15 protein-coding genes and 1 pseudogene are annotated in these 15,144 nt (G+C 68.7%); 6 read left to right on the top strand and 10 right to left on the bottom strand.

Features of this window, described 5'->3' with window-relative positions:
• Window positions 1–2 precede the first annotated feature (2 nt).
• Window positions 3–932, top strand: a complete 930-nt coding sequence (locus SALPAC3_RS0107395) for a sporulation protein (RefSeq protein ID WP_018828060.1) — start codon at window positions 3–5, stop codon at window positions 930–932.
• 44 nt (window positions 933–976) lie between these two features.
• Here the strand turns inward: SALPAC3_RS0107395 and leuE are convergent, their stop codons facing one another.
• Together leuE and SALPAC3_RS0107385 are read right to left on the bottom strand one after the other, a co-directional pair.
• Window positions 977–1,639, bottom strand: coding sequence for a leucine efflux protein LeuE (gene leuE, locus SALPAC3_RS0107390; protein WP_018220616.1), 663 nt, complete (start codon window positions 1,637–1,639; stop codon window positions 977–979).
• Between the two features lie 90 nt (window positions 1,640–1,729).
• A complete protein-coding gene (locus SALPAC3_RS0107385; RefSeq protein WP_018220615.1) occupies window positions 1,730–3,169 on the bottom strand; it encodes an MFS transporter in 1,440 nt (479 codons plus the stop codon).
• A 220-nt stretch (window positions 3,170–3,389) separates the two neighbouring features.
• Here SALPAC3_RS0107385 and SALPAC3_RS0107380 point away from each other — a divergent pair, with 220 nt between their 5' ends.
• Window positions 3,390–4,892, top strand: coding sequence for a glycerophosphodiester phosphodiesterase family protein (locus tag SALPAC3_RS0107380; RefSeq protein WP_232430473.1), 1,503 nt, complete (start codon window positions 3,390–3,392; stop codon window positions 4,890–4,892).
• A 46-nt stretch (window positions 4,893–4,938) separates the two neighbouring features.
• On the opposite strand, the gene SALPAC3_RS0107375 is transcribed toward SALPAC3_RS0107380, so the two are convergent.
• Genes SALPAC3_RS0107375 through SALPAC3_RS0107365 form a run of 3 tightly spaced genes read right to left on the bottom strand, consistent with a single transcriptional unit; the run spans window position 4,939 to window position 5,710 of the window.
• Entirely contained in the window at window positions 4,939–5,208 is a 270-nt protein-coding gene (locus SALPAC3_RS0107375; RefSeq protein WP_026185318.1) for a hypothetical protein, read from the bottom strand.
• Window positions 5,205–5,492, bottom strand: coding sequence for a hypothetical protein (locus SALPAC3_RS0107370; RefSeq protein WP_018220612.1), 288 nt, complete (start codon window positions 5,490–5,492; stop codon window positions 5,205–5,207). Before SALPAC3_RS0107370 ends, SALPAC3_RS0107375 begins: the two co-directional genes overlap by 4 nt.
• Entirely contained in the window at window positions 5,492–5,710 is a 219-nt protein-coding gene (locus tag SALPAC3_RS0107365) for a hypothetical protein (protein WP_018220611.1), read from the bottom strand. The genes SALPAC3_RS0107370 and SALPAC3_RS0107365 overlap by 1 nt, the downstream gene beginning before the upstream one ends.
• A gap of 180 nt (window positions 5,711–5,890) precedes the next feature.
• Here SALPAC3_RS0107365 and SALPAC3_RS0107360 point away from each other — a divergent pair, with 180 nt between their 5' ends.
• Both SALPAC3_RS0107360 and SALPAC3_RS26790 read left to right on the top strand, forming a co-directional pair.
• The gene (locus SALPAC3_RS0107360) at window positions 5,891–6,658 is read left to right on the top strand and encodes a DUF5753 domain-containing protein (RefSeq protein WP_018220610.1); all 768 of its coding nucleotides are present in this window, start codon (window positions 5,891–5,893) and stop codon (window positions 6,656–6,658) included.
• A complete protein-coding gene (locus tag SALPAC3_RS26790) occupies window positions 6,649–6,840 on the top strand; it encodes a DUF397 domain-containing protein (protein ID WP_018744547.1) in 192 nt (63 codons plus the stop codon). The genes SALPAC3_RS0107360 and SALPAC3_RS26790 overlap by 10 nt, the downstream gene beginning before the upstream one ends.
• Before the next feature lie 143 nt (window positions 6,841–6,983).
• On the opposite strand, the pseudogene SALPAC3_RS28645 reads toward SALPAC3_RS26790, so the two are convergent.
• Both SALPAC3_RS28645 and SALPAC3_RS26785 read right to left on the bottom strand, forming a co-directional pair.
• Window positions 6,984–7,853, bottom strand: a pseudogene (locus SALPAC3_RS28645) (peptidoglycan DD-metalloendopeptidase family protein); the annotation flags it as partial.
• A 61-nt stretch (window positions 7,854–7,914) separates the two neighbouring features.
• Window positions 7,915–8,169 carry a hypothetical protein gene (locus SALPAC3_RS26785; protein ID WP_080635135.1) on the bottom strand — a complete coding sequence of 85 codons (255 nt, stop codon included), beginning with the start codon at window positions 8,167–8,169 and terminating at the stop codon, window positions 7,915–7,917.
• A 346-nt stretch (window positions 8,170–8,515) separates the two neighbouring features.
• Between SALPAC3_RS26785 and SALPAC3_RS0107340 the strand changes: the two genes are divergently transcribed.
• Both SALPAC3_RS0107340 and SALPAC3_RS0107335 read left to right on the top strand, forming a co-directional pair.
• Window positions 8,516–9,487: a helix-turn-helix transcriptional regulator gene (locus SALPAC3_RS0107340; RefSeq protein WP_018220607.1), complete on the top strand. Its 972-nt coding sequence runs from the start codon at window positions 8,516–8,518 to the stop codon at window positions 9,485–9,487.
• Window positions 9,488–9,645: 158 nt separating this feature from the next.
• Window positions 9,646–11,073, top strand: coding sequence for an autotransporter outer membrane beta-barrel domain-containing protein (locus SALPAC3_RS0107335; protein ID WP_018220606.1), 1,428 nt, complete (start codon window positions 9,646–9,648; stop codon window positions 11,071–11,073).
• A 104-nt stretch (window positions 11,074–11,177) separates the two neighbouring features.
• On the opposite strand, the gene alsS is transcribed toward SALPAC3_RS0107335, so the two are convergent.
• The 3 genes from alsS to SALPAC3_RS0107320 form a co-directional block, all read right to left on the bottom strand.
• Window positions 11,178–12,857: an acetolactate synthase AlsS gene (gene alsS, locus SALPAC3_RS0107330; RefSeq protein WP_026185317.1), complete on the bottom strand. Its 1,680-nt coding sequence runs from the start codon at window positions 12,855–12,857 to the stop codon at window positions 11,178–11,180.
• 97 nt (window positions 12,858–12,954) lie between these two features.
• Window positions 12,955–14,370 (bottom strand): sensor histidine kinase, encoded by a 1,416-nt coding sequence (locus tag SALPAC3_RS0107325; RefSeq protein ID WP_018220604.1) that lies wholly within the window; start codon window positions 14,368–14,370, stop codon window positions 12,955–12,957.
• Window positions 14,367–15,122: a response regulator transcription factor gene (locus SALPAC3_RS0107320; RefSeq protein ID WP_018220603.1), complete on the bottom strand. Its 756-nt coding sequence runs from the start codon at window positions 15,120–15,122 to the stop codon at window positions 14,367–14,369. The genes SALPAC3_RS0107325 and SALPAC3_RS0107320 overlap by 4 nt, the downstream gene beginning before the upstream one ends.
• Window positions 15,123–15,144 lie beyond the last annotated feature (22 nt).

The following is a 15,144-nucleotide window of genomic DNA, read 5'->3' as shown; positions in this document are numbered from 1 at the left end:
CGGTGCGGTTGACGGGGGTGTCGCCGGAGTCCGGTCGGACGGGGCTGACCGTCCGGACCGCGCTGGCCAACCCGAGCACCCGCCCGGGCCTGCTGTTGCCCGGGCGGGTGACTGTCAGCGCCGGCCCGGTTGACGTTCCGGTGCTGCATGTCCGGCTCGGCCTGGTCACGTCGGCCGAGCCGGACGACCCGGAGGCCCCCCGGCGGCTGGTGCAGTTCCATCAGGCGGAGATCGCCACCGGGTTCATCCTGCGTGCCGGGCGGGCCCGCAGTATTCCGTTCTCGTTCCCGATGCCGTGGGAGACCCCGGTGACGGTGGTCGGTGGAGCGCCGCTGCTCAGCCTGCGGATGGGGCTGCGTACCGAGGTGGCGATCGAGCCCGGGCTGGATCAGGGTGCGATGGTGCCGCTCTTCGTGCACCCGCTGATCGCCCAGGCGCACATTCTCACCACCCTGGAGATGCTGGGGTTCAGGCTGCGGCAGGCCGGCTCGGTCGCCGCCCGGCTGCCCGGGGTCGAGCAGCAGCTAGCGCTGCACCAACGGCTGGGCTACTGGGTCGCGCCGTTGTACTCCGGGCCGATCACCGAGCTGGAGGTGATCTTCATTGCCAACTCTGCCGGTCTCGAAGTGCTCCTCTGGTGTGATCGTCGACTGGCGCTGGCCGGGATCACCCACCAGAGCATCAGTCGGTTTCGGATCTGGCATGACGGCGCCGAGCGGCAGGACTGGGTGGCGACCGTGGACGGGTGGCTGCGGGGTGCGATCAACCGACACGCGGCGATGGCGGCGCACGCCGACTGGTCGGCCCCGATCAACGAGTCCGCCCATGTGAGCCGACCTCCGGACGCGCCACTGCCGCCGGGAATCGGGCTGGGCGGCACGGCCGGGGGCCCGGGCGTCGGCGGTGGCGGTGGCGGTGGCGATGGCACGTGACCGGGGCTGTCGGCCGCTGGCGGTGGCAGGTGACCCGGGGCGGGTCAGCCGGTGGCGAGTTTCAGACTGAAGCCGAGGAAGAGCGCACCAATCGTGGTCGTCCCGCCCGCGGCCAGGCGGCGGCGTTGGTGGAACTGGGCGGCCAGGAAGGTGCCCGCGAAGATCAGTATGGTCAGGAAGAGCGCGCTGATGAGCTGCGCGATCGACCCGAGCAGCAGGAACGACAGTGCCGGCCAGGGGTAGTGCGGGTCAACGAACTGGATGAAGAACGAGACGAAGAAGAGGATCGCCTTCGGGTTGAGCAGGCTGATCACCAGAGCTCGGCGGAACGGGCTGCGTGCTGGGGTGGGGTCGTCGGCGTCGAGAAGTCGCGGTGCGGCCGGGTCGTGGCGGGTCCGCCAGCGCTGCCAGGCGCCGCGCAGCATCCCCAGACCCAGGTAGCCCAGGTAGGCGGCGCCGGCATATTTGATCACCAGGAAGAGCGGCGGGTACGCCTGGAGCAGGGACGCCACCCCGGCGGCCGAGAGGATCATCAGGACTCCATCGCCCACGAACACCGCGCTGGCCGCGCGGTAGCCGGCGGCCACGCCACGGCGGGCGGCGGTGGAGAGCACGAAGAGCGAGTTGGGCCCGGGCAGCATGATGATCGCCACGGTGCCCAGCACGTACGTCCAGATGTCGGTGATCCCCAGCACGCCGGACATCATGCCGGTGTCGACACCACCGGGGCGAGTCCTTTCCCCGGCGCCGGTCTGTGTCGTTGGCCACCGAGGGCCCGGCACGGGCTGTGCGAACGGTCAGGCTGCCGAGTCGAGTGGACGCCGGTGGTCACCGACGATGCCGGCGATGACGGTGAGCAGCGCGGCGGTGACAATGCCGAACTCCACACCGAGTGCGTGGCGAAGGGCCGTTGACCAGTCTCCGTTGTTGGCGGTGACCGAGCCGAGCAGGGTTGCGCTGATCACCGCCAGCCCGATCGCGGCGCCGGCCTGCCGCATGGTCCGGTACATGCCGGCGGCGCTGCCGGCGTTCCGCACGGGCACCTGCGCAAGGGTCAGGGTGTTGTTCGGTGTGATCACGAGGCCGCTCCCGACTCCGGCGAGGAGCAGCGGGAACGAGTTCAGGACCGAGAACGTCGTCCCGGTGACGCTGGTGAGGGCGATCATCAGGGCGAGGCTCGCCAGGACGGTGAGTAGCCCGACGGCGATCAGCCGGCGACCGAGTCGTTCGACGTGCCGGCCGCCGAGCAGCGCGCCCAGCGCGGAACCCACCGCGAATGGCGCGATCGTGAGGCCGGTGTGCAACGGACTGCGGTGGAGACCGTACTGCAGGTGCAGGCTGAAGATCAGCGGCAGCGAGGTGAAACCGGCGTAGTAGAAGAAGCCGAGCAGCAGCCCCAGGCGGTACGTCCGATGGGTGAGTAGGTGAAAGTCGAAGACCGGCGGATGTCGCCGGGCAGTGGAGGTCTCCCAGGATCGGAAGGCGAAGAGGACGCCGATCCCGGCCGGCAGCAACAGCCACGGCAGCAGCCCCGGCCACTGCTCCCGCTGTAGCGCGGGCAGGATCACCAGCATGAGTCCGGTGCCCAACAGCAGCGTGCCGATCAGGTCGGGTCGGTGATCCTTCGGGCCGCCCAGCGGCTTCGCCGGGAACAGCCGCCAGACGAGCACCGTCGCGACGACGCCGATCGGGATGTTGCCGAGAAAGACCAGCCGCCAGCCGTTCTCCACCCCACCGAGAGCGATGATCAGCCCGCCGATCACCGGTCCGATCGCGGTGGCGATGCTGGTCGTGGCTCCGAGAAGTCCGAAGGGTCGGCCTCGCCGCTCGGGGCGGAACAACTCCTCGATCAGGGCCGTGAGCTGGGGGACGAGGACACCGGCCGCGGCGCCCTGCGCGAGCCGGGCGACGACCAGTGCGGTGCCGGAATCGGCCGTTCCGGCAACTGCGCTGGCGCCGGTGAACAACGCGAGGCCGAGGATGAGCGCGTGGCGCCGCCCTCTGGCGTCACCGAGTCGTCCGGCGGGGACGAGTGCGAGCGCGAACATCAGCGAGTAGCCCGAGACGACCCACTGGACAGCACCGTTGCCGGCGTCGAGCGTGCGTTCGATCGAGGGCAGCATCACGTTGATGACGCTCAGGTCGAAGAAGCTCAGGAAGGAGACGGCTGCCGCGATGACGATGATTCGCCACCGCCGGGTGTTCCCGGCTCCGCCCGGGGCGTCCGACCGTGACATCCACCCCGCCTGATCGTGAAATGACCGCTTCGTGCTAATCGAAGGTAATGCGGGATATCACCGAAAGCCGGGGATGCAGCTAAAGATCTTGAAAGTCTGGCATCGACATGTAAGCACCTGTTTGTCGTGTTGTTACTCGCTAGGGCCGCGTTTCGTGGGGGGAAACCGGCAGGATGACGGTGGTTTGCGCTGGCTTCGGTGTGAACCGCTGATCACTCGGATGTCTACTCGGGAGTTGCTCGTGCGTAGGAAATGGTGGGGTGGGGCGCTGGCCGTGGTGACGGCGGGTGTGGTGGTCGGTGTGGCTCCGACGGTGGCGGGGGCCAGGGCCACGGCCGGGACCACGCCGATTGCGGGGTCGGCGCCCGCCCAGACTGTCGAGTCGGCGCCCACCCACACCGTTGCGCAGGTACGAAAGCAGTTCCTGCAGCCCGGTCCGGGTGCTGAGGTGCTGGTGGTGGCGCACCGTGGGCACTGGCGTGCCGCACCGGAGAACTCCCTGAAGGCGATCAGGTCCGCGGTTCGTGTGGGCGCGCACGTGGTGGAGATCGATGTCCGGCGTACGGCTGACGGTCATCTGGTGTTGATGCATGACAGCACGGTGGACCGGACGACGAATGGTACGGGTGCGGTGTCGGAGTTGACGCTGGCCGAGGTGAGGCGGCTGCGGTTGAGGGTGGGCCTGGGTGGCGATCAGGCGCCGTTGACCGATCAGCGGGTGCCGACGTTGGCGGAGGCGATGGCGACGGTGCGGGGCCGGGCCATGGTCAACCTGGACAAGGCGTGGGACATCCGGGACGAGGCGTACGACGTCCTGGTCGACAGCGGCACCCTGGACCACGTTCTGTTCAAGAGTTCGGCGCCGGTCGCGGAGGTTGAGCAGTTCCTCGCCACCGACCCGGAAATCCTCTACGTCCATGTCGTGAAGGAGGAGAACGCCGCCGACCTCGACGGGTTCACCGACCACCAGCCGGAGGCGTACGAGCTGGTCTTCGACCGGCTCACCGAGCCGCAGATCCAGCCGGCGGTGGTGGCGGCGCTCCGCGAGCGGGCCCGGGTCTGGGTCAACACCCTGTGGTACGGCCTCGCCGCCGGCTACACCGACGAGTCGTCGTTGCGGGATCCGGCGCAGGGGTGGGGTGCGGTGGTGGATCGGCACCAGGCGGACATGATCCAGACTGACAACCCGGAGCAGTTGGTCAGCTGGTTGGCGAGTCGGGACCGGGAGCACGGTGGTCGGGGGGAGTGGCCGTCGTTGCCGAAGGGGTCGGTGCGGGTGCAGGCCGAGGACTACTCGCCGGCGGGTAGGGGGATCGGGTACCACGACCTGGAGGACGAGAACCGGGGTGGCACCGCGGGCCGCCCGTACGAGGGCGTGGACATCTGCGACAACAATGCTGCGATCGTGATGTGTTGGATCCGCGGTGGTGAGTGGGTCACGTACACCGTCGAGGTGCCGAAGTCCGGCAACTACCGGGTGAGCGCCCGGATGTCGTCGCCGTACTTCCCGGCGGGGCGGTTCTCGATGACCTTCGACGGTCAGTCGACGACCGGTCCGGTGGACGTGGTCGGCACGACCTCGCACGATGCCTTCGAGTTGCAGGAGATCGAGGGGACCCAGTACCTGCGTCGGGGTACGCACGAGTTCGAGGTGCGGATGGACGAGGACGCCCACCAGAACTTCAACATCGACTACTTCCAGTTCGACCGCGTCAAGCACTGAGCCGCTGGCTGCCGCAGCTCGCCTTCGGCGTACCGCCGCCGGGTCGCTATACCCACAGCAGGAACCGGCGGTACAGGTCGGATGCCGTGTGGGTCTGGACCTGGGCTAGCTGTTCGGCCGCTTCCGACATGAGGGCACCCAGGTAGACCCGCAGCGCGGTGCGGTCGGTGTGGTATTCGGCCAGGAGGGCGTGTCGGGCTGCCGGGCAGGGCCACTCCGCCTGGCAGCTGCCGCACCCCCACAGTGGGCGCATCGGTAGGTGTGGCCGGTCAGTGGCCGGGTCACCCGGACGTGGGGGCCTCGGGCTGGTCGTCATCGCAGCACCCGGAGTGCGATGGCGGCCACGACGATCACCAGGATGAGCGCCGCGATCAGCTGGTGCCGGGTGGTGGCGGATGGCGGGGGAGTGCTCGGCGTGCTCGGCCGCACCCGGTCACCGTCGGGCAGCGGCGGCGACCCGTGCGGGTCACGGTACGCGCGCCGGCCAGCGCGCGTCGGCTGGTCGGGGCGTGCGGGCCGGTCGAGGCTCGCCGGCTGGTCAAGGTGCGCCGGCAGGTCGCGGTGCGTGGGCTGGTCGGTGGTCGGGTTGTCATCGGCCATCACAGTCTCCGTAGCCCCGCGAGCACCGCGGCGAGGAGGTCGGCGCCGGGGGCGGTGTGGACGACGCGGGCCCGGCCAACCACCCGCCCACCGGAGAGCAGCCGTTCCAGCTCCCCGTCGGAGACAGTCGCCGCGTGGTCGGGGCTGATCGCGTCGGCGAGCGCGGCGCGGCGCCTCCGTCGCGGTAGTGGTGGTGGCGCGGTGGTGGTTGTTGGCACGGCTCGCCTCCCGGCTGTGGTGGTTGCTGGTTGGTGGTTGCGGTCCGGCAGCGCCTCCGGCGGGTCGGGCCCGCCACCGGTTCACGCCGTCTACGGGCAGTTTTCCGACAGTTGTGGGGCGAACACACCGCGTAGTACTAGGTTTTTGGGACGTCTGGAACGTTTGAGGGAGGTTGGAGCATGAACCACGCAGTCATCGCGGCGATGACGGAGGCGGGTGAGACCGCCGAAAGCCTCGCAGCTCAGATCGGGGTGGATCCGAAGACGGCCGCGAAGTGGGCGAGCCGTGGACGGATTCCCCAGACCCGGCACCGCGCGAAGGTGGCCGCGATCCTCAAGCGGGAGGTGGAGGACCTGTGGCCGGATGCGGTGCGGCGCCGCGAGCCGGCGTGGTTCCGCCCGTGGGCCGACATTGAACGCGAGGCGGTGTCACTCCGCGCGTTTCAACTTGCGTGGGTGCCGGGCCTGCTGCAGACCGCGGCGTACGCGCGGGCGACCCTCGCCGGGGAGGCGCTCAGCCCCGAGACGGTTGAGGAGCTGGTCGACGTGCGGATCAAGCGGCAGGCGATTCTGCGTCGGGACCGGGCGCCGATGTTCATCGCGGTGCTGGACGAGCTGATCCTTCGCCGGTCCGCCTACGGCGACCGCGGGTTGATGCGGGAGCAGTGCGAGCAGTTGGCGGCCTCCGCGGAGTTACCGAACGTGTCGATCCATGTCGTGCCGCTCTCGGCGGGTATGCACCCTGGTCTCGGCGGTCCGTTCACCCTCGCCGAGTTGGAGAAGGGCGCAGTGGTGGCCCATGTGGACAGCCAGGCGAAGGCGCAACTGGTCGATGGCGTCACGGATATTGCTACGCTGAGTCGACGGTGGGAACGCATCCGGGGGGAGGCTCTCTCCCGGGCGCAGTCCCGAGACCTGCTCAGGGAAGCGGCGAGTTCATTGACCTGATCGGCGCGCGGTGGCGCAAGAGCAGTAAGAGCGGCAACAACGGCGGCGACTGCGTCGAGGTCGCCGGTAACCTTCCCGGCGTCGTGGGAGTCCGGGACTCCAAGGACCCGGCCGGGCCGGCGTTGGTCTTCGGCCCGGCGGCGTGGCGGGCGTTCGTCGCCCAACTTCCCGGGCAGCCCTGACCCCACCCAGCGGGGCAGCCCCCGACCATTTCGGAAACACTGAACCCCCAACCCGGCCGGTTGCCAGGTTGGGGGCTCAGCGCGTTGCTGGGTGCCGTCAGGTGGTGCTGCTAGGTGATGGTGTCGAAGGTGTTCCAGCCCTGGCCGATTTGTTGGGCTGAGCTGTAGGGGGTGCCGTTGTCGCGTTCGATGTTGTTGGGGTAGAGCCAGAGGGTTCCGTCGGTTTTGCGGGCGACGAGGTCGGTGTAGCCGTCGCCGGTGACGTCGGCATCGGTGATGGTGTCGAAGGTGTTCCAGCCCTGGCCGATTTGTTGGGCTGAGGAGTAGGGGGTGCCGTTGTCGCGTTCGATGTTGTTCGAGTAAAACATCAGCGTTCCGTCGTCTTCCCGCGCCACCAGGTCGTGGTAGCCGTCACCCGTAACATCGGCAATCCAAGGCTCCGGTTCAGCCGGCGGTTCAGTATCGCAGTTGGCGCTGGTTACGTTGCGAGGCGGTGACTGCGGCTCGCCGGCAGGGAACCCGTCCGTGGTTATTCCAGATGGTTCGCCATTGAACCACGATTCGACCTTGGCGCCGTCGCGGAGCTGTTCGTAGTGCAGGTGCGGTCCACTGGAATTTCCGGTGCTGCCCACCCGGCCGATGAGCTGGCCGCGGGTGACGATCTGTCCTACGGACACCGGCGGTGGTGCGATCATGTGTAGGTATAGCGTCTGCCACCCGTTGCCGTGGTTGATTCGGACGTAGTTGCCGCCGCCGTTGTCCCAGCCAGATCGGACTACTGTTCCTCCGTACGATGCCAGGATGGGGCGGTTGTTAGTGGTGCCGCTGCTGGCGATCATGTCGATGTCGAAGTCGTCATGTCCGGCGTACGTGGATAGGCGCCACGACTCCCCGCAGGGGAACGGGAGCTGGAACAGCGGGCGCGGGCCGGCGGCCTGCGCGGGGTTGATCGCAGTCGCGCAGATCGTCGCGGCGGTCAGGGTGCTGAGTGCGGCGGCGGCGAGGCGTCGCATCGTTGTTCGCATGGTTGTCCTTCTCGTGGGCCGTGAGTGATGAAATGAAGGGGCTGAATCGCTATACGATGCGCCAGGAGTGAAGTGGTCCTGTCGTAGCTATTTTTTCGTGCACCAGGTTGCGCAGAATGTCGAGTGCTGCCTCGGCGTTGTCGCTGTCAACGAATGCCAGGATGTCGGCGCCATGCGGGCCAGCGCGGATGCGGATGTGCTCCACGCGGCCCTCCGGATCTGTGAGTAGCAGGTCCCGGAGAACCGACGGGTCAATGGTTGTGGTCGGGGTGAGAGGTGCGATGCGTAGATGTGCCGCCCTCACGCCGAGGTCCTCGAGAACCCCCAGCCGAAGCCCTCTCCCGGCGCACTTTTGTAGCCGATCACGGTAGCCAAGGTCGCTGCATTAATTACGGCAAAGTGCGAAATAACGGTATTGCTTGACATTAGTCGATTCCCTCCGTAATGACTGCGTTGAACAAGTGAGGTGCGCCTTGGGCGCTTCGCGAACCTTGATTGCCGCGCTGAGGAAAGCATCGCGGGGTTGGCGACCGTTGTCAGTAGGTTCGGCCTGGCGTGAGCACGCCTGGCGGGATCACGCCACTACCCGTGCCGACCACGAAACGTTGCGCAACGGCACAATGTGGAGGGAACTCATTCGGGGAGGAACGATGCTCGATCTGCTAGGCCTTTCAGCGCAGCACGAGACGGTCTATCGGGCCATGCTTCAGCGGCCGGACCTGAACGTTGCTGGTCTGGCCGACTATCTGGGCGTCCCGCCCGGCCAGGTGCGGGAGGCGCTCGATGTGCTGGCCGACCTGGCGTTGATCCGACTCGACTCGGGAGGCGACAGCGCCCGTGCGGTCCGGCCGCAGGCCGGGCTGATCGCGCTCCTGGCCAAGGTGGAGGCGGACGTTGCGGTACGGCAGCGGCAGGTCGAGGCGACCCGAGCCGCGATCACCGCCATCGCCGCCGCGCACGAAGGCCACGAGCAGGAAGTGCAGGGGCGTGCCCTGGACGGACTCGACGCCGTCCGGGAACGGTTGATCGAACTCGCGCATAGCGCCCGTAGCGAGTGTCTGTCCTTCACCACCGGCCGCGGCCAGCGGCCGGACACGATGGAGGCCGAAGGTTCACTCAACCAGGTGGCGTTGGGGCGGGGGGTCCTGATCCGCAACGTCTATCAGGACAGCTTCCGCAACGATCCGGCCACCCTCGCGCACGCACGGTGGATGGCGAGTCTGGGCAGTCAGTCCCGCACCGCGCCGACACTGCCGATGCGCATGGTGATCGTCGATCGAGAGTTGGCGCTCGTGCCCGTCGATCCGAACGACCCCGTTCGGGGCGCCCTGGAACTACGTAGTCCCGGCGTTGTCACGGGGCTGGTCGCACTCTTCGAGCAGGTCTGGCACGCGGCGAGGCCCTTCGGCGATGAGGCGTCCCAGGACGAGCAGGGACTCACCGCCCAAGAGCGAGAACTGTTGCGCCTGCTCGCGGCGGGCAACACCGACGAGTCAGCGGCACGAAAGCTGGCGATCTCGCTGCGCAGCGTCCAACGCATGATGACCTCCCTGAGCGAACGGCTCGAATCGGAGAGTCGGTTCCAGGCCGGGGTCCAGGCCACCCGCCGCGGCTGGGTATGACGAGGTGGTCGAAGCGATCACTTGAGGCAACTTGTCCTGTCTGCACCTTTTTAGGGGTAATTTTCGTGTATGCGGGTCAACGTGAATTTTACTGGCTTAGCTCAAGGAGGTTGCTGCCGCCTGCCGGGTAGCCGAGGAACAGTCGATCTGCCCCTGGGGTGGCCGGTTCCTCGCCGTTCACGGGGAAGGACGTAGAGATCGCCATGAACCATCAGCGTCAGGAACGCGAACTGTGCCGCTCTGGCTCACGTAGGGCGGGTGCGCGGTGGTGGGCTGTTGGACTGGCCGGCGTCGCTGGCCTGGCCCTCACCGCCACCACGGTCGGTGCCTTCGGCGGGCCGGCCGCCGGCGCCGTCGGAGGGGCTCTCGCTGCCGCCGACGATCAGCCCGGAAAGTCTGATCGGCGCACTGCTGAAGGCCACCGCACCGAAGGCAAGGCCGACGGCGAGGTGCCGGGGAAGAAGCGGGAGAAGTCGAAGGGCATTCCGGTGCCCTGTGACGCGGACAAGCTGATCGCCGCGATCACCCTCGCCAACGCCCGCGGCGGCGCCACCCTCGACCTCGCCAGCAAGTGCACCTACCTGCTCACCGCCATCATCGACGACGCCGGCCTCCCCGACATCACCACCCCCATCACCCTCAACGGCGGCAAACACACCGTCATCGAACGCGCCGCCGCCGTCGAACAGTTCAGAATCCTCACCGTCGACGTTGGCGGCGACCTCACCCTCAACCACCTCACCATCACCGGCGGGCAAACCGACAGCGATGGCGGCGGAATCCTCGTCAACACCGGCGGGGCGCTCACCACCAAACACAGCACCATCACCCGTAACATCGCCGCGGACAACGGCGGTGGCATCGCCAACGAGGGCACCACCCTGGTCAAGCACTCCACGGTCAGCCGCAATACCTCTGGCATCCTCGGCGGTGGTATTTCCAGCTCCGGCGTGCTCGAAGTAACCGATTCCGGCGTACGCGCAAATGTCACCGCCGCTGGCGGTGGGGTGGCAACTTTGGGGAGTGCCCTGGTTCAGCGAAGCGCCATCTCCGACAATTCGGCCCAGGATGTTGTCGGTGGAATCATCGTGAACGGTGGTTCGGCGGTTGTCGAGGACAGTAGCGTTTCGGGCAACACGGCTAGCGGGTCGGTCGGTGGAATCCTTGCCAACGTAGGCACGCAGGTGTACCTCTCCTCGGTCACCCTCGCCGATAACGTCTCGGGCGAGCTGGCTGGCGCTCTGGCCACTGAGACCGGCGCCTCCATGTCTGTTGTGGACAGCGCCATCAAGGGCAACCGGGCGAGCACCAATGGTGGTGGAATCTACAACGCCGACGAGTTGACCCTACTGAACACGAAGATCGTCGGAAATCAGGCTGACCTGGGTGGCGGCATCTACAACGCCGCCACGGGGACGGCCGCGCTGTACAACACCAAGGTCATAAAGAACCTCGCGGTCACCGACGGCGGCGGCATCTTCAACGAGGCGGGTGGCACGGTCCTGCTGAACCCCGCCACCGGCACTGTGGTGATCAAGAACCGCCCGAACAACTGCTCCGGCATCGTGCCCAGCTGCGCCGGGTAGCGAATCGCGCACAACCCGATTCACGAGGGTCCCGTTTCGCCGTGTGCCGGCGACGCGGGACCCTCCGCCGTTCCCACCGTGGGTCCGTTCGCTCGGGGCGGCGGCTAGTCGAAGCTGTCCGGAAGCAGGCTCTGGCCCAGATGGATGTTGCGCACCGAATTGATAGCCACGTCGACTACCGACGGGCCGGGTTCGGCAAGCGCACGGGGGAGTACGTCGACCAGCTCCTCCTCGCTGGAGACCCGGTAGCCGTTCGCCCCGAACGACCGGGCATAGGCGGCGGAGTCGAGGAACCCCAGGTCAACACCGTAGTCGCGGCCATATTTGAGCCGCTCCTCGAAGCGGGTCATGTCGTAGGCGTCGTCCCGGAAGATGACATGCGTGAAGGTGAGGCCGAGGCGTACCGCGGTCTCGAGTTCCGCGCTGGAATACAGGAATCCGCCGTCGCCGGAGACCGACACCACCTGTCGTCCTGGCCGTACGAGGCAGGCGGCCATGGCCCAGGGCAGGCCGACGCCAAGGGTCTGTTGGCCATTGGAGAACAGCAGGTGTCTTGGCTCGTGCACGCGGAAGTGCTGCGCCATGTGCAGGTAGAACGAGCCAACGTCGCAGGCCACCGTGGCGTCGTCGGCCAGCAGCTCACGCAGTTTGAGGACGACCGCCGGCGGTTCGAGGCCGCGGGAGTCGTCCGAGGCGGAGCGCGCCTCCAGGTTGATCTCGGAGAGCGCACGCCGTTGGGCGTCCATCAGCTCCCTGAACTCGGGCTCCAGGCGGAGCCCGGCGAGCGGTCCGGCCAGCTGGCGGAGCGTGGCGGCCATGTCGCCCCGCAGTTCGAGCGTCGGTTGGTAGTGGTTGCCGAGTTCCGCGGGGATGGAGTCGATGTGCACGATGGTGCGCGTCGAATCGGTGTTCCATGCGGCGGAGGCGTACTCCACCTCGTCGTAGCCGACGGTCAGCAGCAGGTCCGCGTGCGCCATCACGACGTCGCCGGGCAGGTTGCGGAACACCCCGACTCGCCCGGCCCAGTGGTGGTCGAGTTCGCGGGGCAGCACCCCGGCGGCCTGAAAGGTCTCCACGACCGGAAGCTCTGTCTCGCCGATCAGGGCACGCAGGGCGTGGCTCGTCTCTGGTTCACCGGAGCGCATGCCCGCGAGCACAACCGGCCGTCGCGCCGAGCGGATGAGCCGTACCGCCTCGGCGACCGCCTCGGGCGGCGCCGCGTTCAGCCGGGGCATCGGCGCCGGCCGGTGCAGGGTCTGCGCGGTCGACGCGGCGAGTACGTCCTGGGGGAGCACCACCGCGGCGGCTCCTCGGGGCTCGGTGGTCGCCGTCCGGATGGCCTTGCTCAGCGCCTCGCACACGTTGTCCGGGTCGGAGACCTCGCCGGTGTATCTCGTCACCGTGGCGAGCAGGGCGGCGGAGTGGAATGACTGCTGCGCGCGTTTGAGCCGGTTGGCGCGGGACGCCGCGCCGCAGAGGGCGATGACCGGATCCTGCTCCGTCGACGCCGTCAGCAGGCCGGTGGCGAGGTTGGCGGTGCCGGGCCCGGACGTCACCAGCACGACACCGGGGGTGCCGGTGAGTCGGCCGACCGCCGCGGCCATGAACGCCGCGTTCTGCTCGTGTCGGCACACGATCAGCTGGGGCCCACCGTCCGCCAGCGCGTCGTACATCGCGTCGATCTTGGCTCCGGGGACTCCGAAGACGTACTGCACGCCGTACGCCTGCAACACCTCGACGACGCGCTGGGCAACGCGAGTCGGTTTCGATTCCGTCGTATCCACCGTCGGCCTGCTCCCCTCACCCGCCGTCTCAACGCCCACCCCAGACAAGTGCGTCGGAGACGTACCCGAAGTGAGTGCACCTACGCGGTCCGCGGAGTCAGAACTCCGGTGAACCCGGCAGTCGTACGGTGGCCGTCAGTCCCTGCCCGGGTGCCGAGTCCAGCGCCACGGTGCCGCCGTGCGCTTCGACGATGTCGCGGACGATGGCCAGGCCCAACCCGGTGCCGCCGGGTGCGGCCCGCCCGGGGTCGGCGCGCCAGAACCGGTCGAAGGCGTGCGCGAGCCCCGGGGCGTCGAGCCCGGGCCCCTCGTCGCGCACGACGAGAACGGCGTCCGCGTCGGCGCGGTGGACGCGAACCTCGACCGCCGTGCCGGGTGGGGTGTGCCGAACCGCGTTGCCGACCAGGTTCTGCACCACCTGGCGAAGTGCGGTCGCATCGCCGGTGACGGTGACCTCCTCGTCGGCGGTGAGGATGAGTCGATGGTGGGCGGCGGTGACCCGGAGGCTGTCCAGCACGTCCGCGCAGACGCGGCCGAGGTCGACCGCGGCGCGCGCCAGCGGCTGGTGCGCGTCCAGCCGGGCCAGGGTGAGTAGCTGCTCGACGAGGGCCCCCATCCGGGTGCTCTCGGTGCGGATCCGGCGCATCGCCTCGTCCACGCCGTCCCAGTCGGTGATGCCGTCGTTGAGGTAGAGGTCAGCCCAGCCGTGTACCGCGCTTAATGGGGTACGCAGCTCGTGCGAGGCGTCGGCGACGAAGGTCCGGGTCAACGCCTCGCTGCGTTCACGTTGGTCGAACGCCTCGTTCAGCGCGGTGGCGACGGTGCCGATCTCGGTGCGCGGGTCGCCCACGGGTACGCGTCGGCGCAGGTCGCCGCGGCCGATCTCCCGGGCGGTGTCCGCCACGGCGCGCAGCGGTCGTAGCCCGGTGGTGAGCACCAGCCGGGCCAGCGCCACCCCCAGGACGACGATGAGTAGCCCAGCGATCCCCTGGACCAGGACCAGCCGGCGCAGCGTCGCCGCGTTGTCCGCCAGGGACACCCCGACGACCAGCCCGGTCACCGAACGGACCTGCCCGTTTATCTCCACTGGGAGGGCCTGCTCGGGAGGTAGCAGCTCGCGGCGCACCCGCAGCGCCGTCTCCGGATCGGCGCCGATGGTCACCGGACCCGCCGGCAGTTCGTTGACCGGCGGCACCACGGGCGGCCGTGAGTCACCGTGCTGTAGTGGGAGCCGGGCCAGCACCAGGTCGCCCTCGGCGTCGTAGAGGGCCAGGTAGGCGTTGGCGGGTATGAGCTGTTCCATGCCGGCGGTGGGCATGGCCGGCCCGGCGAGGCGGGCGCGCGCCAAACCCCGGTCGAGGACCAGCTCGATGGTGTTGTCGACCCGTTCGTCGAGGAATCGCCGCAACGCCAGGTAGGCGGTGACATCGGCGGCGAGCAGCCCGACCACCAGCAGCGCGACCGTGCCCACCAGCAGCCGGCCGCGGAGGCTCCGCAGGGCCGGCCCCCTCATTCGGGCGGTTCCCGCAGGACGTAGCCGAAGCCGCGCACCGTGTGTAGCAACGGCGGGTCCGAGATGTTGATCTTGCGCCGGAGCTGGCTGACGAACTTCTCCACCACCCCCGGATCGCCGGGGAAGTCGTACTGCCAGACCTGGGCGAGGATCTGCTGCTTGGAAAGAACCCGGCCGGCGTTCTCCAGCAGGTGCCGCAGCAGCCGGAACTCGGTCGGCGACAGCTCGACCGGCGTGCCCGCCCGGGTGACCGTGTGCGCATCCTCATCGAGTTCCAGATCGGCGACGGCGAGCCGGTTGGCCGCACCGGGCCGCCCACCGAGGCGGCGCAGCACCGCGTTCACCCGGGCGACCACCTCCGCCACGCTGAACGGCTTGGTGATGTAGTCGTCGCCGCCGAGGTTCAGCCCGGTGAGTCGGTCCTCCAGCGAGTCCTTCGCGGTCAGGAAGACCACCGCGAGCTCCGGGAGCCCCCGGCGCAGGTCGTGGACCAGGTCGAAGCCGGAGCCGTCGGGCAGCATCACGTCCACGATCGCCAACTCCGGAGCCAGCTCACCGGCGACGGCCAGCGCCTCGGACCGGGAGCCGGCGGACCGGGCGTCGAACCCGGCGACCCGTAACGTGCGTAGCAGCAGCTCGGCCAGCGCCGGCTCGTCGTCCACCACCAGCACGCGGGCCCGCCAGACCGAGCTCAGCTCGGCGGTTGAGCCCGGCCGCGGTTGCCGGGCGGAGCGCCCTGTCGATCCAGCCATGGCGTCAGTATCTCCGGCGCGG

Source organism: Salinispora pacifica DSM 45544 (genome assembly GCF_000378845.1).
GTDB classification, from domain to species: Bacteria; Actinomycetota; Actinomycetes; order Mycobacteriales; family Micromonosporaceae; genus Micromonospora; species Micromonospora pacifica.
This window is presented reverse-complemented; position numbering and strand designations above follow the sequence as displayed.